This is a genomic window from Klebsiella sp. Ech2A (assembly GCF_030078455.1).
GTDB lineage: Bacteria > Pseudomonadota > Gammaproteobacteria > Enterobacterales > Enterobacteriaceae > Klebsiella > Klebsiella terrigena.
In genome coordinates, this window is the sequence record NZ_JAQGFU010000414.1 from 1 (window position 1) to 1,410 (window position 1,410).

Here is a 1,410-nt window from a genome sequence, read left to right on the forward strand (position 1 = left end):
CCCCTGCAGCTTGCTCATCACCTGCTCCAGCGGCGGCCGCCGGGGCCAGTCTTTCAGCATCACCGAGATAAAACCGCCGTTTGAGGCGCTGGTGCCGTTCAGAATATTGAAGCCCGACACCTGAATGACGTCCTCCACCGCCGGATTGGCCAGCAGCAGCTCGCGCGCCTGGGCCATCACCGCCTCGGTGCGCTCCAGGGAAGCCGCCTCCGGCAGCTGGACGCTGGCGAAGAAGTAGCCCTGATCTTCCTCGGGCAGAAAGCCCTTCGGCATGCTGCTGAAGCTGAACGCCACCGCCCCGGCGGCCAGCGCGACCGCCGCCAGCGCCAGCCACGGACGACGGTTCATGCGGGCGACGAGCGCCCCGTAGCCGTCGCGCAGGCCAGCGAGGCCGCGATTGAATAGCCGCCAGACGGCCGCGGGCTGCGCCGGACGCGGGCGCAGCAGCAGCGCGCACAGGGCCGGCGTTAGCGTCAGCGCCACGACGCTCGACAGCGTGACCGCCGTGGAGAGGGTGACCGCAAACTGGCGATAGAGCTCGCCGACGATGCCCGGCAGCAGCGCCACCGGCACGAACACCGCCAGCAGCACCAGGGTGGTGGCGATAACCGGCCCGGCGATTTGGCGCAGCGCCTGGGCGGTGGCCTCAAGGCGGCCCAGGCCTTCCGCCATCTGGCTCTCGACGCTCTCCACCACCACGATGGCGTCGTCCACCACCATCGTCAGGGCGAGGATCGCCGCAAACAGGCTGAGGGTATTGGCGCTGTAGCCCAGCAGATAGAGCAGCGCGAAGGTGCCGATCAGCGACACCGGGATCGCCAGCGCGACGATCAGCGTCGCCCGCCAGCTTTGCAGGAACAGCGAAACCACCGCCACTACCGCCAGCAGGGTGAGCAGCAGCGAAACGGCAATCTCTTTGATCGTCGCCGCCACGAAGCGCGTGGTGTCGAACTTCACCTCCCAGGTGAGATCCGGCGGGAAGCGCGCGTGTAGCCGCGTGAGCTCGGCGCGCACCGCGCTGGCTACCTGCAGCGCGTTGGCGGTCGGCGTCGGATAAACCCCCAGATAGGCCGAGTCGCGGCCGTTGAGCTGCGCGCCGGAGCTGTAGCTGCGGGCGCCGAGCTCGATGGTTGCCACCTCGGCAAGGCGCACCAGCTGCCCCTGCTCGCCGCTGCGGATCGCTATCTGGCCGAAGCTTGCCGCATCGCTCAGGCGCCCAATACCGTTGATGGTCAGCGTTTGCTGCTGGCCGTTAAAGACCGGCGGCGTCCCCACCTGCCCGGCGGCGCCCTGCACGTTCTGCTCGCGCAGCGCCTGGGCGATATCTTCGCTGGTGACGTTGAGCGCATTCATACGGTCGGGCCGCAGCCAGACGCGCATGCTGTAGTCGCGGGCGCCGAACATCTGCAC

1 protein-coding gene is annotated in these 1,410 nt (G+C 68.6%); it reads right to left on the reverse strand.

What is annotated here, in order from left to right:
• The coding region (locus tag PFH44_RS27555; protein WP_283826836.1) for an efflux RND transporter permease subunit at nucleotides 1-1,410 on the reverse strand (1,410 nt) is incomplete at both ends.